A 25,386-nucleotide genomic window follows, 5' to 3' on the forward strand; every position below is an offset into this window, starting at 1 on the left:
AATGCCCGCAAATGCGGGCATTCGAGTCAATGATAGGTGTTCTCGGCGCATGCGCCACCCATGTGCGCGGCACCGGACACTAGCGCCTGTGCCGCAACTGGTACACCGCGGCAACCGCGGCGGAGGCGCCCACCACCAGCGCAGTGGCCAGCATCGGGTGCCGCGCCGTGGTGGTGTAGGGACAGGAGTGCAGCGCGTGGTGGCTGCCGCTGCGTTCCTGCAGGCCGCTGCCGCTGCCATACAGCGCGTTGTCCTCGAGCGGGCCCGCGGGGTGGGCCGTCTGTTGCGCGCGGCCCATGAAGCGGCGCATGAAGCGGTCGAAGGTGTGCGGCGCGTGGTACGCCGCGGCCGAGAACGCCTTGGCGGCCGCACCAACGAAAAGCTCGCGGCGCGGGTTCGCGGCGGCAAACAGGATCGCGTCGGCCGCCAGCGCCGGGTCATACAGCGGCGGCGGCATGCGCGGCTCGACATCGAGGAAGTTCTTGGCGTGCATCGCCAGCGGCGTTTCCAGTCCGGCAGGCTTGATCAGCGTCACGCTGACCGGCGCCTGCTCCTGCTCCAGTTCCAGCCGCAGCGAATCGGTAAAACCCTTGATCGCGTGCTGCGAGGCCGCGTAGGCGCTTTGCAGCGGCAGCGGGCCGTCCGCCGCCTCGCTGCCCATGTTGATGATGGCGCCGCCGTGCTCGCGCAGGTGCGCGGCCGCCGCCAGCGAGCCATGCACGGTGCCCCAGTAGTTGGTATCGAACAGCCGCCGCTGGTCTTCCAGCGGCACGTCGCAATGGCGGCCGAAGATAGTCACGCCGGCGTTGTTGATCCAGGTATCGAAGCCACCGAAGCGCTCGATCGCAGCCTGCGCCACCTTGCCAACCTCTTCATGCTTGCCGACATCGGCCACCACGGTGATGACTTCATTGCCATGCTCGCGCAGCTCTTCGGCCAGCTGGTGCAGCGAGCCCTCGCTGCGCGCCACCAGCACCAGCCGCGCGCCCTGCTGCGCCGCCTTGCGCGCCGTCACCAGGCCCACGCCGCTGCTGGCACCGGTCAGGACGATGACCTGCGAGCCAATGTTCTTCAGGGTTGGTTTCATCGCCGCTTCTCCTCGGGGAGGCCCGGCACGGTGCCGGGCATGCCGCTGGGGAGTCGCAAGGAGCGTTCCTGTCCGGGGCGGCCCTGGCTGGCGGCGCCGCGGCAGGCGGGCTGCCGCAGATTTACAACACCCGGTAAGAACCACATGGCGCGGCGCGCGCATGGGGCTGCCGCCGGGCGCTGTAGGACGGGCGCCGATTTCAGCGGCGGCATGTGCTGCCTAAGCTGGATACATCCCACCTAACCGGCGACAGCCATGGCCAAGACCACGCGACCGACAGCGCCAAAGGATCCAGGCAAACGCCGCGCCGCGGCAAAAGGCGCCGGCAAGCCCAGCGGCAAGCGCGCCAGCACGGCCCCCCCGGCGGCACGCGGCGCGCCAGCCGCCAAGGCCGCTCCCGCCGCGCTCGATAAATACCGCCGCATGCGCGACTTCGGCGCCACGCCTGAGCCCAGCGGCGCCGCGCGCACCCGCGGCAAACCGCGCAAGCGCGCCGGCGAGCTGTCCTTCGTGATCCAGAAGCATGCGGCGCGTCGGCTGCACTACGACTTTCGCCTCGAACTCGGCGGCGCCCTGAAAAGCTGGGCCGTGCCCAAGGGCCCGAGCCTGGACCCGGCCGACAAGCGCATGGCCATCCATGTCGAGGATCACCCGCTGGACTATGCCGGCTTCGAGGGCGTGATCCCCGCCGGCCACTATGGCGCCGGCACGGTCATCGTCTGGGACCGCGGCACCTGGTTGCCGGTGGGCGATGCCGAGGCCGGCTACCGCGCCGGCAAGCTGAAGTTCGAGCTGCGCGGTGAAAAGCTGCACGGTCACTGGACCCTGGTGCGCATGCACGGCAGCCGGCAGAAGGAGCAGGACGCCTGGCTGCTGATCAAAGAGCGCGACGAGACCGCCGTGCCGGCATCGGAGTTCGATGTGGTCGAGGCCTTGCCGGACAGCGTGCTGGGCGGCACGCAGCGCAAACCCGCGGCAAAGCGCGCCAAGTCCGCGCAGCCGCCTGACGAAGCCGCACCAGATGCACACGGCACGGCGAAGTCCCTGAAGCCGCCGCGCGGCGCGCCGCGCGCGGCCTTGCCGCTGGCGCTGGCGCCGCAGCTGGCCACGCTGGTGGAGCAGCCTCCGTCCGACGCGCAGGCGTGGCGCTACGAGATCAAGTTCGACGGCTACCGGCTGCTGGCCCGCATCGACGGCAAGGATGTGCGCCTGTTCACGCGCCAGGGCAACGACTGGACCAGCAAGCTGCGTGTGCTGGCGCGCGACGTCGGCACACTCGGCCTGCCCGACGGCTGGCTCGATGGCGAGATCGTGGTGCTCGGCAAGCATGGCGCAACCGACTTCCAGGCGCTGCAGAATGCCTTCGATACCGCGCGCGTCGAGGGCATCCAGTATTTCGTGTTCGACCTGCCCTACTTTGCCGGCCATGACCTGCGCAAGCTGCCGCTGGTGGAGCGGCGCGCCCTGCTGCGCCGGATCTTCGCGCACAACACCTCGCCGCGCCTGCAGTTCAGCGAGGACTTCGAGGCCGGCCCTGCCGACATGCTTGAGGCAGCCTGCCGCATGAAGCTTGAAGGCGTGATCGGCAAGCGCGCCGACGCCGCCTATGTCAGCGCGCGCACCAGTACCTGGATCAAGCTGAAATGCACCTTGCGCCAGGAGTTCGTGGTGGCGGGCTTCACCGACCCGAAAGGCAGCCGCGCCGGCATCGGCTCGCTGCTGCTTGGCGTGCACGACAGCGGCGGGCGGCTGCGCTACGCGGGCAATGTCGGCACCGGCTTCGACACACGCACGCTGGGCGCGCTGCGCACGCAACTGGACGCGTTGCGCGCCGATTCCGCGCCCTTTGAGAGCGTGCCGGCAGGCGTGAAAGGGCACTGGGTGCGGCCAAAGCTGGTGGCCGAGGTCTCGTTCGGCAGCTGGACCCGCGAGGGCCGCGTGCGCCATTCCGTCTTCCACGGCCTGCGCACCGACAAGCCCGCGCGCGCGGTGTCGGTGGAGCGGCCGGCAACGCCGGCGGCCAAAGGCAAGCCCGCGGCAACCACGGCAAAGCATGCCGGCACACGGCCGAAGGCCGCGGCAAAGCGCACCACCGCCGCCGGCGGCAAGGTCGCGATCAGCCATGCCGAGCGCGTCATCGACACGGCATCCGGCCTGACCAAGGGCGACCTGGTGCGCTACTACGAACGCGCCGCGCCGCTGATCCTGCCGCACCTGCGCGGGCGACCGATCGCGATGGTGCGCGCGCCGTCGGGCGTGGGCGGCGAGCAGTTCTTCCAGCGGCATAGCGACACGCTGCGGGTCGACGGCCTCAACGTGCTCGATCCGGGCCTGTGGCCGGGGCATCCCGCGCTGCTGGAAATCGCGTCGGCCGAAGCCCTGGTGGCCGCGGCACAGCTCAACGTGGTGGAGTTCCACACCTGGAACGCCAGCAAGCGCAGCATCGACCGCCCCAACCGCATCATCTTCGACCTGGACCCGGGCGAAGGCGTGCCCTGGGCACAAATGCAGGAAGCCGCCGCGCTGATGAAGGCGCTGCTCGATGAACTCGGCCTCGCCAGCTTCCTGAAGACCAGCGGCGGCAAGGGGCTGCACGTGGTGGTGCCGATCACGCCGCGTGCCGGCTGGGACGAGGTGAAGGCGTTCGCGCATGACGCGGTGCGCCATGTCGCCGCCACCGTGCCGCAGCGCTTCGTGGCCAAGAGCGGTCCAAGCAACCGCGTTGGCAAGATTTTCATCGATTACCTGCGCAATGGCATAGGCGCCACCACGGTGGCGGCATTCTCGGCGCGGGCACGCCCGGGGCTGGGGGTATCGATGCCGGTGTGGTGGGAGGAACTCGATAGCCTGCAAGGCGCCGCGCAGTGGACCGTGGCCAATGCCGGCCCGAGGCTCGACGCCGTTGCGGCCGACGACCCATGGGCGGACTACGCCGAAACCCGGCAGGCGATCACGCGCGCCGCGGCGCGACTGGCACGCGCCCGATAGCCTCCCGTTCCCGCCGGAAATCCGCAGCAGAAGCCAAGCGGCACATTTCTTGCCGCATCCCGGTCATGGCACACGGCCCGGCACACCCGCCGCGTGTGCCTCGTTGCACTGCTGCCAGTGCAGCAACGACATGGAGACGTGATGATGAGCCAACTCAGGATCGCCGCGAAGATTCGAGCCGCCGCTGCCGCGCCACGCAACCGGCGCGCCTTGCGCCACCTGCTGGTTTCCTGCGCGATGCTGTCCTTCGCCGCCAGCCCGGTGCAGGCACGCCTGCCGGCACCGACGCCCGAGCAGCAGCAGGCCGCCGAAGCCAAAAAGACCAAGGAAGCCGAAGCGGCCAAACAGCAGGCCGAGGCATTAAGCCGGGTCCAGGACCGGATCGCTGCGCGCTTTGGCAAGGGCGCCACCGGCGGCGGTACTACCGAGCCCGGCAAGATCCCGCAGAAAGCTGCCGAAGCGGCCGGCTCGGCCGGACCGCACGGCGGCACCTCCCCCAGCGCCGAAGCGCATGGCGGCGAGGCGGCCCGCCGCTGAAGCGCGACGCCACGCGGTTGCCGCGCTGCGTGCCGGGCGACGCCTGCCCGGCACGCCTCTTGCCACTCTGCCAGCGCAACAGCCTGGCAAAGACCGCAGGCGTGCTGATGCATAAGGGGGAATGGCGATGGACGACTTCTGTGCGCATGTAATAACTACAACCGGCAGCCGCGCCGGCGCGGCAAAGCTTGCAAGCGGTGCGGCGCGGCCGGCGCGGTTTTACACGGCGCCGCCGCGGACCATCCCGGGCCCTGAGCAGACCTCCGCGCGGGCGCGCAAGCGCCTGTCAGCGTGATGCCATGACGCCGCATGCCGCCAACCCGGCCCCGCTGATCCTGAATGTCGATGACCGCGAGGGGCCGCGCTACGTCAAGAGCCGCATCCTCCATCGCGGCGAGTATTCCGTGATCGAGGCCGCCACCGGCCATTCGGCGCTGTCGCTGGTGCGACAGCATGCGCCGGTGCTGGTCCTGCTGGCCTCACGCCTGCCCGATATCAGCGGGCTGGAAGTTTGCCGGCTGCTCAAGGCCGATCCACAGACCGCGCACACGCTGGTGCTGCTGACCTCGCCAGGGCTGGCGCAATCGCGCCAGCGCGTAGAGGCGCTGAACTGCGGCGCCGACGGCTACCTGGTCGAGCCTGCCGAGCCGGAAGAGGTGTTGTCGAGCATCCAGGCGCTGCTGCGGCTGCGCGGGGCCGAGGACGCCTATCACCGCACCTCGCGGGCACTGCATGAGCATGAAGACATGTTCCGCCAGCTGGCTGAATCGCTGGCCGACGTGGTCTGGATCCTCGACCCGGCCGAGCCCCGCTTGCTGTTCGCCAGCCCCTCGCTCGCCACGTTGTGCGGCCATGCGCCCGAGCAGCTGACGCAAGAGCCGCGCCGCTGCCTGGAGCGCGTGGCGTCGGCCGACCGTGCGCGCGTGGAAGCGGCGTTCGCCAGCATGCTGAGCGATGGCAGGCTGGACCTCGAGTTCCGCCTTGCGCGCCCGGACGGCGAGCTGCGCGATATCCGCGCGCGCGCGTTCCCGGTACGCGGCGCGGAAGGCCCGCCGGCCGACGACCGCACGCCGCCGTTGCGCATTGCCGGCACCTGCCAGGACGTGACGCTGCAAGACCGTGCCGGCCGCGCGCTGCACGACGAGGAACGGCGCAAGGACCAGTTCCTGGCCATGCTGGCGCACGAACTGCGCAATCCGCTGGCGCCGCTGCGCAGCGCCGCGGACCTGTTGCAGCAGCTCTCGCCCTCGCGCGAGGACATGTTCCGCGCGCGCGACATCATCGGCCGGCAGCTGCACCACCTGACCCGGCTGGTGGACGAGCTGCTCGACATCTCGCGCTTCAACCAGGGCCGCATCACGCTGCGCGAGGACCTGGTGGAACTGCGCACCGCGCTCAATACCGCGGTGGAAGCCGTGCGCCCCACGATGGACGCCTGCGGCCATACGCTGCGCCTGTCGCTGCCCGAGCAGCCCCTGCCGGTACGTGGAGACCTGGTGCGCCTGACGCAGATCTTCAGCAACCTGCTGCAGAACGCCGCGGCCTACACGCCCGCCGGCGGCCAGATCTTCGTCGATGCCAGTCTTGAGGACGGCGCGGCGGACACCGCGCCCGATGCCGCGTCCGGCGCCCGCGTCACCGTGCGCGTGCGCGACAACGGCGCCGGCCTGTCCGAGGCACTGCAGCGGCAGCTGTTCGACCCGCTGGCCCCGCGCGACGACGGCACCCAGCCAGAACCGCCGCGCAGCGCGTTCCAGCAGGACGGTCCCGGCATCGGCCTGACGCTGGTGCAAAAGCTGGTGCGCCTGCATGGCGGCACCATTCGCGCCGACAGCCCCGGCCCCGGACAGGGCAGCACCTTCACGGTGACGCTGCCGGTGGAGCCGTGGCAGAAGTGGCACCCAGGCTCCGGCCGCGCCGCGCCGCACCGGGGCATACCCCGCCGAATCATGGTGGTGGACGACAACCCTGACGCGCTCGAGGCCATGATGATGACGCTGCAGACGCTCGGCCATACGGTGGTGACCGCCGCCGACGGCCCCAGCGCGCTGGCGCGCGCCACCGATGCCCGGCCGGAGGTGGTGCTGCTGGACCTGGGCATGCCCGCCATGGACGGCTTCGAGACCGCGCGCCGCCTGCGCGCGCTGCCCGAGATGCGCGGCGCCACGCTGGTGGCGCTGACCGGCTTCGGCCAGCCCGAGGACCGCCGCCGCGCGCTGGAAGCCGGCTTCGACCAGCACCTGGTCAAGCCGGCCGACCTGGACGCGCTGACACGGCTGCTGGACGCACTCAGCGCGGACCATCCCTAGCGCGATGCCGATGCCAGCCGCCGCTCCCATCCACCCTTGAACAAGGAAGCTCCGTGCATACCACGCCCGATCCCGACATCCCGCCGCGCAAGCCTGAAACCCCGCCGCCGGAACCTCCGCCGGGCCCGCCCGAACCGGTGGCAGACCCGCCTCCGGGCGATCTGCCGCCCCCGCCGCCGCAACGTGCCCGTGCGGCTGGCAAAGGAGCCCTCACGTGTCACGCATCATCTGGAAAGGCGCCATAACCTTTGGCCTGGTCAATATCCCGGTGGTATTGCGGCCCGCGTCGCGCAGCCAGACGCTGGACCTTGACCTGCTCGACGTGCGCGACATGGCGCCGGTGGGCTACCAGCGCATCAACAAGAGCACCGGCAAGCCGGTCGACAAGGAGCATATCGTCAAGGGCTACCAGTACGCCAAGGACGAATACGTGCTGCTGAACGAGGAAGACTTCCGCCAGGCTAATGTCGAGGCCACGCAGACAGTGGATATCGTCAGCTTTGTCGACGCGCAGAGCATCCCGCCGTACTACTTCGACACGCCCTATTACCTCGAGCCCGACAAGCGCGGCGAGCGCGGCTACGCGCTGCTGCACGAAACCATGCGCCGCACCGGGCGTGCCGCGCTGGCGCTGGTGGTGCTGCGCGCCCGCCAGCACCTGGCCGCGATGCTGGTGCACGGCGACGCGCTGGTGCTCAACACCATGCGCTTTGCCGACGAGGTGCTGCCCATCTCCGAACTGCGCCTGCCCAAGGCGGCCACCGGCAAACCTACCGGCGCGCATGCGCGCGAGATCGAGATGGCCACCAAGCTGGTCGAGGACATGAGCGAAGACTGGGAGCCGGAACAGTACCGCGACAGCTATCGTGACGACCTGATGGCGCGCATCGAAGAAAAGATCGACTCCGGCAAGACCCACCAGCTGACCCCGCCTGCGGAAGAGGAAGAAGCGCCGCGCCAGGGCGCCAAGGTCATCGACATGGTGGCGCTGCTGCGTCAGAGCCTGGGCCAGCGCGGCAAGGAAGACAAGGAAGACGCCACGCCCGCGCGCCGCAAGGCCCCTGCGCGGCATGCCGCCGCCAGGAAGCAGCCGGCTGCCAAGCGGGCTGCGCCCCCGCCTGCCAAGCGCGCCAGCACCGCCGCCAAGACCAAGCGTGCACCGGCCAAGCGCGAGTCGCACGCGCCGGCCGCGCGCAAGAGTTCAAGCACTACGCGCAGGAAGCACGCGGCTTAGGCAGGTGGCCAAATTCCGATTGCGTTCTCCCTCTCCCGCGCGCGGGAGAGGGGAGCAAACCCTCAGCATCGGACAAACCCGCTTACCGCGATGACACCTTCAGGTTGTCATTGACCGACGTCACGCCCTCGACGTTGCGGATCGCGTCGAGCGCCACGTCGTGCTGCTGCTGGCTCGGCACCGTGCCGCTCACGTCGACCGTGCCCTGCCTGGTCTTCACATGGATGCCGGTGGACTTGAGGTCCTTGGTCGTGAGCAGCTTGGTCTTGATCCTGGCGGTGATGGCACCGTCCTCGACGGCCCGCTTGGCCTTGTCGGCGCTCATGTCCGGGGCGGCGCCCCGGTCAGGGTCGGCACGGCCGGGCATGCCCGGCGCGGAATTGACGGGTGCCACAGGGGTATCGTCGGCCGCAACCAGGATCAGGCCGCTCTTGTCGAGCGCCAGGGTGTTGCCGGCCACCGCCAGCGCTGCAGCAACACAGGCCATCCGCACGGCGCGCGCGGGGATTCGGGAAAAACGCATGGCTGCCTCCTGTTTCGGGTCACCAGCGCATCCGTTGCCGGCCTTGCCTGGCACGCGGAACCACTGGTAAGGCATATTTCAGCAAGCTCCATACCTGCCAGCCAGGCCGCACCAGGCGTCCGCGACCGTATCCAGGGTGTGTAAATCGGGCCGCCCGTTGTAAAAGCGCCCGCCGCGTGATGTGCTGCATCCCCCGCTACAGGCCATTGCTGGCGGCACCCCGGTCCTTCCATGCTTGGCATGGCGATTGCGAAACAGGGGATGCGGCAGTTCGCCGCGTCAAGGAGCTAGCAATGGGACAGCAGCAACAGCCGGGTCAATCGCAGTCGGGCCAGAAGCCGCAGGAACAGAAGCAGCAGGAACAATCTGGCCAGCGCGGCAGCCAGCAGCAGCCGGGACAACAACAAGGCGGCGGTCAGATGGGTAACCAGGACCGCAAGCAGGACCAACAACAGCAGCAGGATCGCGGCAGCTCGCAACCGGGCCAGCAAAGCGGCCAACGCAGCGGCCAGCAAAGCGGCCAGGGCGGGCAACAGGGTGGCCAGCAAGGCGGACAACGCCAGCCGTAAGTAAGCCGCACCAGCCACGACAACAGGCAGCTTTCCGGGTATGTGCGGCAGCAACATGCGGTGCGGCCGCAGGGGCATACGCCGGAGATTGACAGGCCGGGACTCCCGCAAGGGGGCTCCGGCCCTTTTTGCGGCAAGAGCAGCGGCTTGACCCCGCGCACATCGCCCCGCATCCCGTGTATGCTGGCCCTGACTTCCCGATTCAGGCACCGGCCTTGTCCAGCTTTACCGACCCCGCCGCCGGCCGCTCTGCGCAGCCACGACGCGGCCCGCTGAACCATCTCTCCACCAGGCTGCGCGAGCGCGCCGGCGCGCACGTGCGCGCGCTGACCCGCAGCAATTCCGGCCTGACCCTCGACTACGACAACCCGCCGGGCGATCCCGGCCTGTTCGGGCCCGACGCGGTCTGCTGGCGCGTGCATGCCGACTTTCCGGCAATGCTCGCGGGCGGCGTCAGTGCGCTGCTGCTGCAGACGCTGCATCCGCTGGCGCTGGCCGGGGTCTGGGACCACTCCAGCTTTCGCACCGACATGCAGGGGCGCCTGGGGCGCACCGCGCAGTTCATCGCCGGCACCACCTACGGCAGCCGTGCCGATGCCATGGCGCTGATCGGGCGCGTACGGCGCATCCATGCCGGCGTGGTCGGCGTGGCCCCGGACGGGCGGCACTATGCCGCCTCCGACCCGGCGTTGCTGACGTGGGTGCACGTGGCCGAGGTCTCGAGCTTCCTGGCTGGCTACCTGCGCTATGTCGGACCACTGAGCGGCACCGAGCAGGATCGCTACTACGACGAGGTTGCGCGCATCGCCCAGATGCTGGGCGCAGCCGACGTGCCGTGCTCGCGCGCCGAAGTCACGGCCTACCTGGAGGCCATGCGGCCTGCGCTGCTGGCCAGCGAACGCACCAGCGAAGTAGTGCGGCTGGTGCGGAAGATGCCGGTGGCCAACCCGCTGCTGCAGCCGGCGGTGCGGATCATGGCCGACGCGGGCATCGCACTGCTGCCGCCGTGGGCACGGCAACAGCTCGGCCTGGACGGCCCTTCGATACGGCGCCCGGCAGCACTCGCGGGCATGCATGTGCTGGCACCGGCGCTGCGCTGGGTGCTGGGCGCCGGCCTGGCAGCGCGCGCACGGCGGCGCGTGGCCCGCGGCACCGCCACGACGGTCGGCTGAGGGCCGCGCCGACTATCGGCGTTCAGCGGACACTTCTTGAAGGGAAATGAGAATTAGTGGCAAAAACCCTCGCATTTCGGAGGATTGCACGGCGCGAAAGTGGCGTTTAATCGCCTTGGGCATTCCGAACGGCCGGTCGGATTTACCAGCCGCACCAGCCACAGCGCCACAGAGCGCGATTCAAACGACGCAGGCAAAAAAAGAAGCCTACGCGCGGGGTGCTCGTAGGCTTTCCAGGACTGCTCGAGCTGAAAGGCTCTTGCCAAGAATATAAACGCGCTTACATGAGGTGTAAATCCTGTTTCTATCAGGGGATTCCCTCATGACGATATGAGATTGTTTGCGCACTTTTGGCGGTTTTAGCCCTGACGCTACATCAGGGCATTTTTCGCATGGGCTGGCAATTTCCTCGCGGGCCGGCCCAGACCGGCGCCTGCCGGCCCAACGCTCTAACCGCAGTATGCGGCAGCGCACAATCTGTTACAATATCGCAGCTTCGAGAGCAACAACTTTTATAGAGCAAAGCCTCTATTCCAGGAACGGCGTGCGGTTCGTCAACGCTTGAAAAAACTTTGCTACTCTCGGCGCTGAAGTACTCCCCTTCTCTTCTGGCAGCGCCAACCGCCGGCATCAGCGCCGTTACCGAGAGCGGATGTTTCTCTTGCCGCCCTGGCCACGCTGCACCTCAAGCCGCCGGCCAACGGACTGTTATCAGCCGCCAGAACCCTAGCGGGCTCTTCCGGAGTCGTTGTGAAGAAGAAGGAAACCCGGCCCAAGTCACGCAGCCGGAAACAACTGCAACACCAACAATTTGCGGCATACAGCACCAGCCAGGCCCCGGTGATCGTCCACCTGTCCACCGGCGCCCGGCTGCAGGGCCTCGTCCTGGCGTCAGACGACTACGTGGTGCTGCTTGGCCGGCAGCCGGACGACATCCGGCCCACGGTGGTCTACAAGCGGGCGATCTGCCTGGTCACGCTGGCCAATGCGCCGGACGCGCCGGCGGTGGCGCCGGATTTGGCTCCAGAGCCGGACTTCCTGCCGATCTACATCCCTCGCACCAGCAAGCGCCGCTAGGCCAACGCCCGCCCCACGCGCCTTCCTGCCCTGCCGCGCGGGGCCTCAGCCCGCCCTGCCGGCACCCCGCGAAACTATCGCGGAGATCACTCTAAACCTTTGCCTTGCCCGGTCGATAACCCAAGCAACGGAGGCACTCTACGCCCTGCAAAGCAGGCCGCCAACGTTACGGCACTAGCCGGAATGCCCAAAACTTTGCATATAGGAGTCGTACCATGGCGCAAGTCATTAACACCAATTCGTTGTCTCTGATGACTCAGAACAACCTGAATACGTCGCAATCGTCGCTGAACACGGCGATCCAGCGCCTGTCGTCGGGCCTGCGCATCAACAGCGCCAAGGACGATGCTGCCGGCCAGGCCATCGCCAACCGCTTCACCTCCAACATCCGCGGCCTGACGCAAGCCCAGCGTAATGCCAACGATGGCATCTCGCTGGCGCAAACGACGGAAGGCGCGCTGACCGAAGTTAACAACAACCTGCAACGCATCCGTGAACTGAGCGTGCAGGCCGCCACGGGCTCGAACTCGGCTTCCGACCTGAAGTCGATCCAGGACGAAATCAAGCAGCGCCTGGACGAAATCGACCGCACTTCGGCCCAGACCGACTTCAACGGTGTGAAGGTGCTGTCCGGCAACGCCAAGCCGCTGACCGTGCAAGTGGGCGCCAATGACGGCGAAACGATCACCATCAACCTGAAGGAAATCAGCTCGAAGACCCTGGGCCTGTCTGGCTTCTCGGTGGCACGTTCGCAGCCGAAGGTCGGCGACGCCGTGACGGAAGTGGGTGCGTCCGGCGCATTGCAAAACGTCAACATGAGTGCCGTGGAAACCGGCCTCGGCGTCGCGGCTGGCTCGACGAGCCTGCACCGTGTATTGGATTCGAACGGTAACGCTACCGCCCAATACGTCGCCAAGTCCGGCGATGACATGTACGCCGTGAACGTTGCCGACGCAACTGGCGCCGTAACGCTGACCAAGACGGCCAACACGATCACGTACCAGGACGGCTCGCTGCAGGCTGCCGCCGCCGCGTACAACATCAAGGTGGCAGCCGATGCCAACGGTGCCGCCGTTGGCTACATCACCATCCAAGGCCACAACTTCGAGACGAACAGCCTGACCAACACCACCGCCACGCTGACGGACGTTGACGGCGCAGGCACCGACGGTATCGCCATCGTTCTGGGCACTACCACCGAGTACAAGGGCACGGCTTCGAACAACCCGAAGGCTCTGCTGGACTCCGCCCTGAAGATCGTGGACGACCTGCGCAGCTCGCTGGGTGCCGTGCAGAACCGTTTTGACTCGGTGATCTCGAACCTGGGCACGACCATCACCAACCTGTCGTCCTCGCGCTCGCGCATCCAAGACGCAGACTACGCCACGGAAGTGTCGAACATGACCCGCGGCAACATCCTGCAACAGGCTGGTACCTCGGTGCTGGCGCAAGCCAACCAGACCACGCAAGGCGTGCTGTCGCTGCTGCGTTAATCGCGCCGCAACCCTCCGCAGAAAGCCGGGCCACTTCGGCCCGGCTTTTTGCCGGAGTGCTAAGCAAGCGGACCACCACTTGCTTAGCACTTCCCCGTGTCGACTACGACGACTGACGAGACCCGACCATGGCCATACCCTCCGCTGCTTCCGCAGTCTCCTCTGCTCAGCCTCGCACCTTCGCGGGCACGGCGCCGCAGGCACCAGTCCGCAACGCCGCTGGTACTGCGAGCGCGGCTGGCGGCTTCCCGGCCAACAGCGTGGAAACCCTGCCGGAAGACATGTCGGCAGCGGTCCGCGAACTGAGCGATGCGTTACGCACCACCACCATCGGCCTGCAGTTCGAGATCGACGAGACCACGCACAAGGTCATCACCAAGGTGATCGACCGCGACACCGGCGAGCTGATCCGCCAGTTGCCGTCTGAAGAGATCATGCGAATCGCGCGCGCCATGAACAAGCTCCAAGGTCTGCTGGTTCACCAGTCAGCCTGAAGCCCGGAAGGCAAGAAGATCTCTCCGATCTCCCTGAAGACGTCAATAAGAAACGAGGTACAGCCATGGCATCCATCTCCTCCCTGGGCAGCGCTTCCGGCCTGGATCTGCAAGGTCTGCTCGACAAGCTGACCACCGCGGAAAGCGCGCCGCTGACGATGCTGAAGAACCAGCAGACCGCCTACCAGGCCAAGTTGTCCGCCTATGGCACGCTGCAAAGCGTCCTGTCCGCCTTTCAGGCATCCGCCGCCAAGCTGTCCGAAGCCGCGACGTTCAGCTTAGTCAAGGCCACGACCAGCAATACCGACGTGCTTGGCGTCGCAACGAGCACTTCGGCCGTGGCCGGCAGCTATTCGGTCAATGTGACGAGCCTGGCCCAGGCGCAGTCGTTGGTCAGCGGCGGCCAGGCGAGCCACACCGGCGCAGTTGTCACCGGCACGCTGCCCGCCACGTTGTCGTTCGAGTTCGGCCAGGTGACCGGCTACGACAACGCGACCGGCAGCTATGGCACGCCCGGCTTCACGCCCACCGCGGGATCGACCAAGACCGTCACCATCGACAGCAGCAACAACTCGCTGCAAGGCATCCGCGACGCCATCAACAAGGCGAACATCGGCGTCACCGCCAGCATCGTGAACGATGGCAGCGGCACGCCCTACCGTCTGGTAATGACCTCCAGCAACACCGGAGAGTCCAACAGCATGAAGATCTCCAGCAGCGACGGTGATCTCCAGAACCTGATCGGCTTCGACCCTGCGGCCATGAACGCATCGGGCACTACGGCCAACGGGGTGCGAGAAACGGTACGCGGCACCAATGCCAACCTGACGGTCAACGGTATCGCCGTCACCAGCGCCAAGAACGCCGTCACCGACGCCGTGCAGGGTGTCACGCTGACGCTGAACAAGACAGGCACCAGCACCGTCTCAGTCACCCGTGACACGGATTCCATGAAGGCGGCGGTCACTGCGTTCGCCACGGCCTACAACAATCTGCAGTCCACAGCTGCCAAGCTGACGGCATTTGATGCCAGCGAGGGCACCAGCTCCGCGCTGACCGGGGACGCTGTGCTGCGCAACATCCAGATCCGTCTGCGCGGTGTCCTGAACACGCCGCAAACCGGAGGCGCAACGCTCAACAGCCTCTCTCAGATCGGCGTGTCGTTCCAGAAGGACGGCACCATCTCCGTGGACGACAGCAAGCTGACGAAGGCGCTGAACGAGAACCTTCCCGGCGTGACGCAGCTGTTTGGCGGCGACGGCAAGACCGGTGGCTATGGCCGCCAGATCTCCGACACGATCAAGAGCTTCAGCGCCACCGACGGCGCGCTGAAGTCGGCACAGGACGGCATCAACAAGACGCTGAAGGACATCGCCGCCGACTACGCCAAGCAGCAGGACCGCATCACCGACACAATGGAGCGCTACCGCAAGCAGTTCACGCAACTGGACCTGGTGGTATCGCAGATGAACCAGACCAGCAGCTACCTGACACAGCAGTTCAACGCGCTCAACAACGCGGGCAAGAAGTAAGCTGCCGCAGGGCGCCCGTGACCGGGCGCAGTGCCTTTCCCATAGCGAGGTCCATTCATGTACGCACGTCACGCCATCAATGCCTACGCCCAGGTCGGCGTCCAGACCGGTGCCATGAGCGCCAGCCCGCACAAGCTGATCACCATGCTGTACGACGGCGCGCGCGCCGCCATAGCGCGGGCGAAGTTCCACCTGGAAGGCGGCAACATTGCCGAACGCGGCAACGCCATCTCCAAAGCCATCGACATCATCGACAACGGCCTGCGCGCCGTGCTCGACCATGAGGCTGGCGGCGAGATCTCCGCCAACCTCGAATCCCTGTACGAGTACATGGTGCGCCGCCTGATGCTGGCCAACCTGCGCAGCGACGCGGCCCTGCTGGCCGAGGTCGACACGCTGCTCGAAAGCCTGGCTTCGGCCTGGGCGCAGATCGACGACACGGCCGCGGCCGCGGATCGGCAACCCGCTTTACAGGACAACTGACATGGCTTCCCTTCCCGAGTTTTCCCCGATCGTGGACTGCTACGAGGAAATCCTCGCGCTGTCGGCACGCATGCACGAAGCCGCCCAGGCGGCTGACTGGGACACCGTCACCGCGCTGCAGCAGGGCTACCTGGCCCTGGTGGACCGCCTGCGCCAGATGGACCACGAGGCACCGTTCTCCGATGCGGAGCGCATGCGCCGCTACCAGTTGCTGGACCGCATCCTCACTTACGATGCCCGCATCCGCGACCTGGCCATGCCGCAGCTGAAGAAGCTTGGCGACATGCTGACCAGCTCGCGCCGCCAGATCGAACTGTCCGCCGCCTACGGCGCCACCGCCTGACGCAGCCTGACCGCTGCGCTACTCACCGCGGCGGGCCGGAAAGCCCGCCGTCTGCATTCACACGACCCGTATGACCGGCATCCATCTGCCTCCAGGCCTGGCACCCGGTCAGGCCCCGGACCCACAACCGTTGCGCACCGCGCTTGCCATCGACAAGCTGGCTGCGCTGCAGCCCGTGCCCGAGGCCACCGAGGCGAATGTCCAGAACTCCACCGGCCAGGCGATCCGCCACAGCCAGCAGGCCACCGGTCCCAACGCCGTGGCAGGCCAGGCTGCATTGCTGCCGGGCACTTCGACGCAGGAATCGCTGAGCGCGGCGGCACGCGCCATCCTGGCGGTGATGGACGGTACCGAGGCCCAGCCGGTGCGCAGCGCCGGCCCGCTGCTGGCCGCCGCGCCCACGCCTGCGTCCGCGCAGGCCGCCGCGGCGGCCCTTGCCAATACGGTCGGGCAGAGCGGCCTGTTCTACGAATCGCACCTGGCACAGTGGGTTGCCGGCGCGCGCGCGTTGCCCGGCATCCGCCAGGAGCCGCAGGCGCAAGTACCGGTGCCGGCCCGAGCGGCTGCTCCAGGTGGCACTGCGCAAGCCGCGGCAACACCGCCGCCGTCTTCGCTGCTGACCTACGCCGGCGGTGCCGCAGCGGCAGAGCCGGCGCGGCCCTCGGCGCCGCCGCTGATTCCGGCCTCGCAGGTGCTGGCTGAAGCGCTGGCCTCGGCCGGCAATCCGCGCGTGGCCCACAGCCATGCGGCGGCGGAACAGGCGCTGCGGCAAGGCGCCGCCACCACGGCGGCCTACAGCCGCGAAGCCGCTGCCGAACCGGGGGCCCAACGCCAGTCCGCCGCGGCGCTGGCCACGCAGGCCTACCAGACCACCGCGGAGGCTGGCGCGCGCGCTGCCGCGCCGGACAGCCTCATCCCCCACGCGGCGCGCGCCGCCGCTGGCCTGCCGGACACCACCTCGGCGGACGCCGGCCGGCAGGCCGCGGCAGCCGGCCCGGCCATCCATCCGGCAACCGAAGGCGTGGTCCGCCAGCAGCTGGAATTGCTCGCCACGCAGCAGTTCCGCTTTGCCGGCGAAGCCTGGCCCGGCGTGCCGATGGAGTGGGAGTTGCTGCGCCCCGACGCGGATGGCGCCGCTCAGGCCCATGACGACAGCGCCCGGCCATGGTCCAGCCGCCTGCGGCTGCAATTGCCGAGCCTCGGCATCGTCGAAGCGGTGCTGACACTGGGGCCGGCAGGGCTCGACGCCCGCGTGGCAACGCCCGAGACCGATGTCGCGGCGCGTTTGATCGCGGCTCGGCCGCTGCTGCGCAACCAGCTGGAGGCGCAGGGCATCGTGCTGCAGCGCCTGAGCGTGCAGACCCAGGACAACATGACGGAAGGAGCGGCGCGATGAGCGAAGCGGCGCAAGACCGCGGCGCGGCGATCGCGCTGTCCTACCAGCACAGCGACAGGGCCCCGCGCGTGGTCGCCAAGGGCTATGGCGTGGTGGCCGAAGCCATCATCGCGCGCGCGCGCGATGCGGGCGTCTATATCCACGATTCACCCACCCTGGTGAACCTGCTGATGCAGGTCGACCTGGACAGCCACGTGCCGCCGCAGCTCTATGTGGCCGTGGCGGAACTGCTGGCGTGGATCTACCACCTTGAAGCGGGCAGGGACGCAGGCGCTGAAGCGCAGGCCTGACCCGGCAGGCCTCCCTGACGACAAGAGCCCCTGGCCGCTTGCGCGCCCAGGGGCTTTTTGCTTTAGAGGCAGGCCGGTAGGCTTACACCGCCATATTCATCATTTCCTGGTAAGCCGCCACCAGCCGGTTCCGCACCTGCACCCCGGTCTGGAACGACACATTGGCCTTCTGCAGGTCGATCATCACGTCATTGAGCGCCACGCCGGGCTTGCCCAGCTCGAACGCCTCGGCCTGGCCGTAGGCGCGTTCCTGCGCGGCGTTGATGCGCCCCAGCGAGCGCTGCAGCTCGCCGGCAAAGCCGCCGCCGACCGGCGCGGCGGACTGGCTGGCACTGTTGCCCGAGGCAACCTGGGACATCCCGCGCAGTTGCTGCAGCATGCCCTCGATGGAAGAGATAGTGGTCATTTGGCTCGTCGTATGCCGGTCCACCGGCAGAGTTCGTCTTGTGGCGCGCCCCTCGCATCGCAGAGCAGCCTGCCGGCAGGAGGGCCTCAGGCGGTTCGCACCCAGTTTCAGCCCCCGCAGAGTACCCGCCGTCTCCGTCCTCCCATGGGCCGAAATCGGACAAAAAACCGCGTCTGTTCGCCGGATTGTCGCGCTCAAGTCTGGCCGATCATTGCCATCGTGCCGGAAGAGCGCGGGCGGCCGTCCTGTGCTGGCTCCGGAAATCACCAGACAACCATCGATTCGGGAGTACGCGTGTTTTCTCTGCAGCGTAATGTGAGCCGTGCCGTGAGCCGCGCCGACGACCAAGGCGGTCAGCATCGCCCGTGCCGTCGCCAGCATCGCGGCGCCGGATCCGGAGCACGCGCATGACCGCGACCGTGGCACTGCCCGGGCGCCCGGCAGAAGTGATCGAGCGCCTGAAGGCCAACCCGAAGCTGCCGCTGATGCTGGCCGGCGCCGCCCTGGCCGCGGCCATCGCGGTGGGCGTGCTGTGGTCGCGCAGCCCGGACTACAAGGTGCTATACAGCAACCTGTCCGAGCGCGATGGCGGCGCGGTGCTGCAGTCGCTGCAGCAGATGAACGTGCCGTACAAGTTCGCCGAAGGCGGCGGCGCGGTCATGGTGCCGGCCGAGAAGGTGCATGAGACGCGCCTGCGCCTGGCATCGCAGGGCCTGCCCAAGAGCGGCACGGCCGGCATGGAGCTGATGGACAACCAGAAGTTCGGCATCAGCCAGTTTGCCGAGCAGGTCAATTACCAGCGCGGGCTGGAAGGCGAACTGGCGCGCTCGATCGAATCCATCGCCGCGGTGCAGTCCGCCCGCGTGCACCTGGCCATCCCCAAGCCTACGCTGTTCGTGCGCGAGCGCCAGAAGCCGACCGCGTCGATCGTGCTGCAGCTGTACCCGGGCCGCGCCATCGATGAAGGCCAGGTCGCTGCGATCAGCCACCTGGTGTCGTCGAGCGTGCCGGAGCTGACGCCCAAGTCGATCTCGATCGTCGACCAGCACGGCAACCTGCTGTCGAACAGCGGCAACGAGCGCATGCTCGACGCGACCCAGCTCAAGTACGTCCAGGCGCTGGAGCAGAACTACCTGAAGCGCATCGAAGCGATCCTGACGCCGATCGTCGGCAAGGACAACGTGCGCGCGCAGGTGACCGCCGACGTGGACTTTTCCATCGTCGAGCACACCGACGAGAGCTACAAGCCCAACCAGGACCCGACCCGCTCGGCGATCCGCAGCCAGCAGACCAGCGAGTCGACCCAGCAGGGTGTCACGCCGCCGGGCGGCGTGCCCGGCGCGCTGTCGAACCAGCCGCCGGCTGCCGCCGCCGCGCCCGTGACCACGCCGCAGACGCCGCGTGCGGGCCAGGCGCCGGGACAGGCCGGCGCTCCGGCTGCCGCGCAACCGGGACAGCCGGGGCAGGCTGCCCAGCCAGGCCAGGGGGCCCAGGGCGCCAGTTCCACGGCTTCCGGCGGCCCCAGCAGCAATCGCCGCGACTCCACCGTCAACTACGAACTGGACCGCTCCGTGCGCCACGTGCAGCAGGCACCGGGCGGCGTGCGCCGCCTGTCGGTGGCGGTGGTGGTCAACTACCGCCAGCAGGCCGATGCCAAGGGCAAGCTCGTGGCCGAACCGCTGCCGCCGGCACTGCTGGCGCAGATCCAGAACCTGACCAAGGAGGCGATGGGGTTCTCGGCCGACCGCGGCGACTCCATCAACGTAGTCAACAGCCCGTTCACCGCCGAGCGCGACAAGGCCGCGCCCGAGGTGCCGCTGTGGAAGCAGCCCGACATGATCGAGCTGGGCAAGACCCTTGCTGGCTACCTGCTGCTGGCAGTGCTGGCGCTGTTCGTGTGGTTCAAGGTGGCGCGCCCGATCCTGCGCCGCTACACCTCGCCGCCGCTGCCGGCACCGGAAGCCAAGGACGAGACCGAGGCAGTGCTGCTGCCGCCGGACGAGCCCGCCAACCCGGAGATCCTGCGGCTTGCCGCCAAGTATGAAAGCGACCTCGCGCTGGTGCGCGACGCCGCACAGCGCGACCCGCGCCTGGTCGCCAGCGTGATCAAGAACTGGATTGCCAATGACAACCGCTAAGGGCATCTCCGAATCTGGCCTGCAAAAGAGCGCCGTCCTGATGATGGCGATCGGCGAGGATGCCGCGGCCGAGGTGTTCAAGCACCTGTCGCAGCGCGAAGTGCAGGAACTGGGCTCGGCCATGGCCACACTCAGCTCGGTCACCCGCGAGGAAATGGCCGAGGTGCTGGGCGAGTTCCGCGCCGAGACCGAGCAGTACCTGGCCCTGAACGTCGATTCCAACGCCTTTATCCGCAGCGTGCTGAACAAGGCGCTGGGCGAGGAACGCGCCCAGTCGGTGATCGAAGACATCCTGGAGTCGCGCGATCCGGGCGGCGGGATCGATTCGCTGAACTGGATGGACGCCACGGCCATTGCCGAGCTGATCCGCGACGAGCACCCGCAGATCATCGCCACCATCCTGATCCACCTGGACCGCCAGAAGTCGTCAGAAGTGCTGGCACTGTTCACCGACCGCCTGCGCAACGACGTGATCCTGCGTATCGCCACCTTCGGCGGCGTGCAGCCGGGCGCGCTGCAGGAACTGACCGACGTGCTGACCAAGCTGCTGGCGGGCCAGAGCCTGAAGCGCAGCCGCATGGGCGGCGTGCGCACCGCGGCCGAGATCATCAACCTGATGAGCACCGCGCACGAAGAGGCCGTCATCGACGGCGTGCGCCTGCACGACGGCGACCTGGCGCAGAAAATCATCGACGAGATGTTCCTGTTCGAGAACCTGCTGGAGGTCGACGACCGCGGCATCCAGCGCGTGCTCAAGGAAATCGCCACCGAGTCGCTCATCGTCGCGCTCAAGGGCGCGCCGCCGGAACTGCGCGACAAGTTCATCCGCAATATGTCCACCCGCGCCGGCGAGATGCTGCGCGAGGACCTGGACGCGCTGGGCCCGGTGCGCGTGTCGCAGGTCGAGGCCGAGCAGAAGGCCATCCTGCAGGTGGTAAGACGCCTGGCGGATGCGGGCGAAGTGCAGATCGGCGGAGGCGACGATGCCTATGTCTGAGGCAAACCCTGAGCGCGGCCAGGCCGCACGCCACGCGCCGCGCGGCGACCCGCTCTCTTCCCTTGCCGGCAACGGCGCGGCCGCCGAACCCGGCGGCTTTGCGCCGTTCGAGCCTCCGCGGCGCGCCCGTGGCGGCGCGGCCGGCTGGCAGCGCTGGCAGATGGGCTCGCTCGATCCCCGCGAAAGCGAGCCGCCCGAAGCCCTGGCCGCCATGCCCTCCGAGCCCGCACCGCCGCCGATCGACTTCGAGGCGCTCGACGCGATGCGCGAAGGCGCGCGCAAGGAAGGCTATGCCCAGGGCTACACCCAGGGGCAGACCCAGGGCTACGGCGACGGCCACCGCGAGGGCTACGCCCGCGGCCTCGAAGCCGCACGCAACGAGGCCACGCAACTGCAGGCGCTGGCCACCAACTTCCGCAGCGCGCTCAGCGGCGTGGACGACCAGGTCTCGCGCGCGCTGGTGTCGCTGGCGCTGGACGTGGCGCGCCAGCTGGTGCGCACCGCGCTTGCCGACGACCCCGCGGTGCTGCTGCCGGCCGTGCGCGAGCTGCTGGCCAGCGAACCCGCGCTGTGCGGATCGCCCAGCCTGCTGCTGCATCCCGACGACGTGGCGCTGGTGGAAACCCATCTGCATGGCGAACTGGCGGCGGCGGGCTGGGCCGTGCGCGCCGATCCGTCGGTGGCGCGCGGCGGCTGCATCGCCAGCGCCGCCAGCGGCGAGCGCGATGCCACGCTGCCCACGCGCTGGACGCGCGTGGTCAAGGCGCTGGGCCGCGACGATCCATGGGAGCCGCCACATGCCTGACACCGCCGCGCAAGCCACGCCCGCACCGGATCAGGGACTGCCCCATGCGCAACGCTGGATCGGCGCGCTGGACAGCGCCGCGGCCGGCATCGCCGGGCTCGACAGCAAGCGCAGCTGCGGCCGCCTGACGCGCGCCGCGGGCCTGGTGCTGGAAGCCGTGGGCCTGCGCCTGCCGGTGGGCAGCGACTGCCTGATCGAGCTGCCCGCCGGGCAGTTCACCACCGACAGCAATGCCCCGCGCACCGCGGAGGCGGAGGTGGTGGGCTTTGGCGCCGACCGGCTCTACCTGATGCCGCAATCGGATGTGGTGGGCTTGCTGCCGGGCGCGCGCGTCTATCCGCTGGAACCATCGCCGCAGCCGGCCGGCACCGCCACGCCGCGCGAACCGGGCTCCAAGCGCCTGCCGGTTGGCGCCGGCCTGCTGGGCCGCGTGCTGGACGCCGCGGGCCGTCCGCTCGACGGGCTGGGCCCGATCACCGCCGCCATGGAAGTGCCGCTGGCCGGCGAGCAGATCAACCCGCTGATGCGCGCACCGATCGAGACTGTGCTCGATACCGGCGTGCGCGCCATCAACGGCATGCTGACCGTCGGACGCGGCCAGCGCATGGGCCTGTTCGCGGGCTCGGGCGTGGGCAAGAGCGTGCTGCTCGGCATGATGGCGCGCTATACCAGCGCCGACGTGATCGTGGTCGGCCTGATCGGCGAACGCGGCCGCGAAGTGAAGGAGTTCATCGAGAACATCCTTGGCCCCGAAGGCCGCGCACGATCAGTCGTGGTGGCCGCGCCGGCCGATACCTCGCCGCTGCTGCGCATGCAGGGCGCCGCCTATGCAACGCGGCTGGCCGAGTATTTCCGCGACCAGGGCCAGCATGTGCTGCTGATCATGGATTCGCTGACGCGCTACGCCATGGCGCAGCGCGAGATCGCGCTGGCCATCGGCGAGCCGCCGGCGACCAAGGGCTATCCGCCCTCGGTCTTTGCCAAGCTGCCGACGCTGGTCGAGCGCACCGGCAATGGCCCCGAAGGGGGCGGCTCGATCACCGCGTTCTACACGGTGCTGACCGAAGGCGACGACCAGCAGGACCCGATCGCCGATTCCGCGCGCGCCATCCTGGACGGCCATATCGTGCTGTCGCGCAGCCTGGCCGAATCCGGCCACTACCCGGCCATCGACGTGGAAGCATCGATCAGCCGCGCCATGACCGCGCTGATCCCGCAGGAGCAGTTCGGCTCGGTGCGGCGCTTCAAGCAGCTGATGTCGCGCTACCAGCGCAACCGCGACCTGATCAGCGTGGGTGCCTATGTGCCGGGCAACGACCCGGAGCTGGACCTGGCGATGCGCCTGCACCCGCGCATGGAAGCCTTCCTGCAGCAGGACATCCACGAGCGCGCCGGCTACGACGACGCCATCGCCCAGCTTCACAGCCTCTTCGACAGGAGTGAACATGCTCAAGCATTCACCGCTTAATACGCTGGCTGACCTCGCCCAGAACGATACGGACGCCGCCGCGCGCGAGCTGGGCAGGCTGCAGGGACTGCGCACGCAGGCTGAGCAGCAGCTCAACCAGCTCACCGAGTACCGCCATGAGTACCGCGCGCGCATGCAGATGGTGGCCGCCGAAGGCATGACCTCCAGCCGCTGGCAGGATTTCTCGCGCTTTCTCGATTCGCTCGACCATGCCATCCGCCAGCAGGGCGCGGCGCTGGCCAAGGCCGAAGCCGACCTGCTGGCAGGGCGCAACCACTGGCAGCACCAGAAGCGCCGCCTGAACTCGTTCGACACACTGATCGCGCGCGCCGAAGCGAAGGAAGAACAGGTTGCCGCGCGCCGCGAGCAGCGCGCCAACGACGAATACGCCGCCCGCCTGGCCCGCACCACGGCCAGCCGTCTCAGCGAAGCCTGACCCGGGCCACCCCCGTAGCCAACTCCATGATCGATATCAGCCAGATTGTCAGCAGCGCCGCCAATGCGGTCGAGGGCGCCAGGCGCGCCAGCGCCGATGCAACCGCGAGCGGATTCGGCGACGCGCTGTCGCGCGCCCGCGAAAGCAGCAAGGCGCCCGCGCCGCCGGCCAGGGAAGCCGCCGCGCGCGACCAGCCCGCATCGCGCCAGCCCGCGGCGCAGGCCGACGCCGGCAAGCCGCAGCCAGCCGCCGCGGCCGGCAAGAAGCCCGCGGCCGGCCACAAGGATGAAGACCAGGACCAGGATGACACCGCGGCGGCCACGCCGACGGATGCCGCAGCCGCTGCCGCAGCGGCCCTGGCCCTGATGCCTCCCGCCGCAGCCCCGGCCAGCCCCGCTGCCGCGCCGGCCGGCGCGGAGGGTTCCGCCATCGCCGGCGTTGCCGACACCGGCGCCGCCGCACTGCAGGCGGCACTGGCAAATGCCGCGCAGCCGGCCACGGCAGATGCCCAGGCCGATGCCATGCCGGCGGCCGCCACGCCACTGCCGGAAACGCTGCAGGTCGTCACCACCGAAGCCCGGCCAGCACAGCCTTCGGTAGCCGACACGCTGGCCACCATCGCATCCCAGCGCGCCGCGATGCAGGCCAGCACCAGCGCAGGCACCGACGGCAAGGCCGGCACGGCCCAGGCCATCCCGGGCGACGTGCTCGCGGTCCAGCAGGACGCCAGCGGCCAGTCTGCCGGCGGATCGGGCAAGCGCCCGGACAGCGGCATCGCCCAGCACCGCGCCGATCCGGTCGCCGCCAGCCCCGGCACGGCCGATGCCAGGCCCGCGGCAACGCCGTTCGCCGTCGCACAGGCTGCCGCCCGCACCGGCGAGGCTGGCGCGGCCAGCCCCGACAACACACAAGCCGTGGCCGCCGCGCTGGCCGGCCAGGCCACCCCGTCGGCTACTGCAGCCGCTGCCGCCGCCTCCGCCCGTCCGGTGGTCACCCCGCAGCTGTACGACAGCCAGTGGCCGCAGGCCCTTGGCCAGCAGATGATCCGCATGAGCACGCAAGGCCAGCAACGCGCCGAACTGCAGCTGAACCCGCCCGATCTCGGGCCGCTCAAGGTCGTGCTCAACGTGGTCAACGACCAGGCCCAGGCCCAGTTCGTCTCGCCCCACCAGGCCGTGCGCGCCGCGGTGGAAGCGGCGCTGCCGCACCTGCGCACCGCGCTGTCGGAGAATGGCATCCAGCTTGGCCAGACCTCGGTGGGCGCAGACGCCTTTGCCAGCCAGGCGGGCAATGGGAACGGGCAGCAACAGCAAGCGCCGGGGAATGGGCGCGGGCAAACCGGCTTTGGTAGCGGCACGCTGGCGGCTGTTGAGCCGGCGGCAGGGGCCAGTACGACGGTGCGTCCCGCGCGTGTGCTTGGGCGTGGCGAGATCGATACGTTTGCCTGATCAATCACTGTGTAACGGGGTCCCTTGAAGGGATAGCAGGAGCAACCGGTGTTGGATAACCGCCTGGGTGCCCCCTCTCCCGCATGTACAGACCGGAGACATGGGTAACAGGTGTTCGGAGACATAGGTGACACGTGACCTGCGCGCATCATGATGCGCGC

Annotated in this window: 23 protein-coding genes; 19 read left to right on the plus strand and 4 right to left on the minus strand. The window is 68.7% G+C overall.

Translation table 11 applies throughout. The features are described 5' to 3' along the window. Window positions 1-79 precede the first annotated feature (79 nt). On the minus strand, window positions 80-1,087 hold the full coding sequence (locus AC3WLF_RS27975) for an SDR family oxidoreductase (RefSeq protein ID WP_492350783.1): 1,008 nt from the start codon (window positions 1,085-1,087) through the stop codon (window positions 80-82). 255 nt (window positions 1,088-1,342) lie between these two features. Between AC3WLF_RS27975 and ligD the strand changes: the two genes are divergently transcribed. The 4 genes from ligD (at window position 1,343) to ku (ending at window position 8,155) form a co-directional block, all read left to right on the plus strand. Next, window positions 1,343-4,075 (plus strand): DNA ligase D, encoded by a 2,733-nt coding sequence (gene ligD / locus AC3WLF_RS27980; protein ID WP_492359088.1) that lies wholly within the window; start codon window positions 1,343-1,345, stop codon window positions 4,073-4,075. 141 nt (window positions 4,076-4,216) lie between these two features. Then, window positions 4,217-4,612: a hypothetical protein gene (locus AC3WLF_RS27985; RefSeq protein ID WP_492318327.1), complete on the plus strand. Its 396-nt coding sequence runs from the start codon at window positions 4,217-4,219 to the stop codon at window positions 4,610-4,612. Between the two features lie 299 nt (window positions 4,613-4,911). Continuing rightward, window positions 4,912-6,921 (plus strand): response regulator, encoded by a 2,010-nt coding sequence (locus tag AC3WLF_RS27990; protein ID WP_492359089.1) that lies wholly within the window; start codon window positions 4,912-4,914, stop codon window positions 6,919-6,921. A gap of 214 nt (window positions 6,922-7,135) precedes the next feature. Further along, window positions 7,136-8,155 carry a non-homologous end joining protein Ku gene (gene ku, locus AC3WLF_RS27995; protein ID WP_492359090.1) on the plus strand — a complete coding sequence of 340 codons (1,020 nt, stop codon included), beginning with the start codon at window positions 7,136-7,138 and terminating at the stop codon, window positions 8,153-8,155. Window positions 8,156-8,237: 82 nt separating this feature from the next. On the opposite strand, the gene AC3WLF_RS28000 is transcribed toward ku, so the two are convergent. Further along, a complete protein-coding gene (locus AC3WLF_RS28000) occupies window positions 8,238-8,678 on the minus strand; it encodes a BON domain-containing protein (RefSeq protein WP_492359091.1) in 441 nt (146 codons plus the stop codon). A 287-nt stretch (window positions 8,679-8,965) separates the two neighbouring features. Continuing rightward, entirely contained in the window at window positions 8,966-9,304 is a 339-nt protein-coding gene (locus AC3WLF_RS28005; protein WP_492350788.1) for a hypothetical protein, read from the minus strand. Between the two features lie 158 nt (window positions 9,305-9,462). Between AC3WLF_RS28005 and AC3WLF_RS28010 the strand changes: the two genes are divergently transcribed. The 9 genes from AC3WLF_RS28010 to AC3WLF_RS28050 all read left to right on the plus strand — a co-directional run bounded on the left by AC3WLF_RS28010 (window position 9,463) and on the right by AC3WLF_RS28050 (window position 17,527). Continuing rightward, complete coding sequence (locus AC3WLF_RS28010) at window positions 9,463-10,419, plus strand: oxygenase MpaB family protein (protein WP_492359092.1); 957 nt, start codon at window positions 9,463-9,465, stop codon at window positions 10,417-10,419. 750 nt (window positions 10,420-11,169) lie between these two features. Continuing rightward, window positions 11,170-11,496, plus strand: a complete 327-nt coding sequence (locus tag AC3WLF_RS28015) for an RNA chaperone Hfq (protein ID WP_492350790.1) — start codon at window positions 11,170-11,172, stop codon at window positions 11,494-11,496. Window positions 11,497-11,711: 215 nt separating this feature from the next. Further along, window positions 11,712-12,989: a FliC/FljB family flagellin gene (locus AC3WLF_RS28020; protein WP_492350791.1), complete on the plus strand. Its 1,278-nt coding sequence runs from the start codon at window positions 11,712-11,714 to the stop codon at window positions 12,987-12,989. Between the two features lie 128 nt (window positions 12,990-13,117). Beyond that, window positions 13,118-13,483: a flagellar protein FlaG gene (locus tag AC3WLF_RS28025; protein ID WP_492359093.1), complete on the plus strand. Its 366-nt coding sequence runs from the start codon at window positions 13,118-13,120 to the stop codon at window positions 13,481-13,483. Between the two features lie 65 nt (window positions 13,484-13,548). Beyond that, window positions 13,549-15,015 carry a flagellar filament capping protein FliD gene (gene fliD / locus AC3WLF_RS28030; RefSeq protein ID WP_492359094.1) on the plus strand — a complete coding sequence of 489 codons (1,467 nt, stop codon included), beginning with the start codon at window positions 13,549-13,551 and terminating at the stop codon, window positions 15,013-15,015. A gap of 57 nt (window positions 15,016-15,072) precedes the next feature. Beyond that, entirely contained in the window at window positions 15,073-15,498 is a 426-nt protein-coding gene (gene fliS, locus AC3WLF_RS28035) for a flagellar export chaperone FliS (RefSeq protein WP_492359095.1), read from the plus strand. Between the two features lies 1 nt (window position 15,499). Next, window positions 15,500-15,841, plus strand: a complete 342-nt coding sequence (locus AC3WLF_RS28040) for a flagellar protein FliT (protein WP_492318317.1) — start codon at window positions 15,500-15,502, stop codon at window positions 15,839-15,841. A 70-nt stretch (window positions 15,842-15,911) separates the two neighbouring features. After that, window positions 15,912-17,237: a flagellar hook-length control protein FliK gene (gene fliK, locus AC3WLF_RS28045; RefSeq protein WP_492359096.1), complete on the plus strand. Its 1,326-nt coding sequence runs from the start codon at window positions 15,912-15,914 to the stop codon at window positions 17,235-17,237. Then, complete coding sequence (locus AC3WLF_RS28050; protein WP_492357341.1) at window positions 17,234-17,527, plus strand: EscU/YscU/HrcU family type III secretion system export apparatus switch protein; 294 nt, start codon at window positions 17,234-17,236, stop codon at window positions 17,525-17,527. The genes fliK and AC3WLF_RS28050 overlap by 4 nt, the downstream gene beginning before the upstream one ends. Window positions 17,528-17,609: 82 nt before the next feature. On the opposite strand, the gene fliE is transcribed toward AC3WLF_RS28050, so the two are convergent. Then, window positions 17,610-17,933 (minus strand): flagellar hook-basal body complex protein FliE, encoded by a 324-nt coding sequence (gene fliE / locus AC3WLF_RS28055; protein ID WP_041688225.1) that lies wholly within the window; start codon window positions 17,931-17,933, stop codon window positions 17,610-17,612. Between the two features lie 407 nt (window positions 17,934-18,340). Here fliE and fliF point away from each other — a divergent pair, with 407 nt between their 5' ends. Genes fliF through AC3WLF_RS28085 form a run of 6 tightly spaced genes read left to right on the plus strand, consistent with a single transcriptional unit; the run spans window position 18,341 to window position 25,225 of the window. Further along, window positions 18,341-20,071 (plus strand): flagellar basal-body MS-ring/collar protein FliF, encoded by a 1,731-nt coding sequence (fliF, locus tag AC3WLF_RS28060; RefSeq protein WP_492318314.1) that lies wholly within the window; start codon window positions 18,341-18,343, stop codon window positions 20,069-20,071. Continuing rightward, window positions 20,058-21,068, plus strand: a complete 1,011-nt coding sequence (fliG, locus tag AC3WLF_RS28065) for a flagellar motor switch protein FliG (RefSeq protein ID WP_492359097.1) — start codon at window positions 20,058-20,060, stop codon at window positions 21,066-21,068. The genes fliF and fliG overlap by 14 nt, the downstream gene beginning before the upstream one ends. Next, a complete protein-coding gene (gene fliH / locus AC3WLF_RS28070; protein WP_492359098.1) occupies window positions 21,055-21,873 on the plus strand; it encodes a flagellar assembly protein FliH in 819 nt (272 codons plus the stop codon). The genes fliG and fliH overlap by 14 nt, the downstream gene beginning before the upstream one ends. Next, window positions 21,866-23,341, plus strand: a complete 1,476-nt coding sequence (fliI, locus tag AC3WLF_RS28075) for a flagellar protein export ATPase FliI (protein ID WP_492318311.1) — start codon at window positions 21,866-21,868, stop codon at window positions 23,339-23,341. The genes fliH and fliI overlap by 8 nt, the downstream gene beginning before the upstream one ends. Beyond that, window positions 23,319-23,777 carry a flagellar export protein FliJ gene (gene fliJ / locus AC3WLF_RS28080; RefSeq protein ID WP_492318310.1) on the plus strand — a complete coding sequence of 153 codons (459 nt, stop codon included), beginning with the start codon at window positions 23,319-23,321 and terminating at the stop codon, window positions 23,775-23,777. The genes fliI and fliJ overlap by 23 nt, the downstream gene beginning before the upstream one ends. A gap of 26 nt (window positions 23,778-23,803) precedes the next feature. Beyond that, window positions 23,804-25,225, plus strand: a complete 1,422-nt coding sequence (locus AC3WLF_RS28085) for a flagellar hook-length control protein FliK (RefSeq protein ID WP_492359099.1) — start codon at window positions 23,804-23,806, stop codon at window positions 25,223-25,225. Window positions 25,226-25,386 lie beyond the last annotated feature (161 nt).

The organism is Cupriavidus sp. FW306-01-F10A, assembly GCF_058782785.1.